This window comes from Streptomyces violaceorubidus, from assembly GCF_000717995.1.
Lineage (GTDB): Bacteria > Actinomycetota > Actinomycetes > Streptomycetales > Streptomycetaceae > Streptomyces > Streptomyces violaceorubidus.
The window spans coordinates 1-257 of the sequence record NZ_JODM01000217.1 but is presented as its reverse complement, the minus strand read 5'-3'; the positions used below and the strand labels follow the sequence as shown (position 1 = coordinate 257).

The 257-nt window shown below is 72.4% G+C and carries 1 protein-coding gene; it reads right to left on the bottom strand.

Annotated features, from left to right (window positions below; genetic code table 11):
* The coding region (locus tag IE94_RS40760; protein ID WP_209441123.1) for a hypothetical protein at positions 1-210 on the bottom strand (210 nt) is incomplete at its 3' end.
* Positions 211-257: the final 47 nt, after the last annotated feature.

Genomic DNA, 257 nt, shown 5'->3' with positions numbered 1-257 from the left:
CGTGTCGGCCCGTGGGGCACCGGACCGGGACAGGGTGGGTATCGGGACAGGGGCGGCCATGTCCTTTTCAGAGGCCAGGGACGGCGACTCGGCGGACTGTCCGTCCATGTCCATGCCCATGCCGGGATCCGGGTCGGTGCTTTGCTCGCGCTCCACGCGGCCCACGGGCCTTGCGGAGCCCTTGGTGTCCTGTGTGGTGAAGGCGGTCACGGGGCCCGGCACGGTGGGGTCGGTGCGGGAGGTCCCGGACGGGGTCG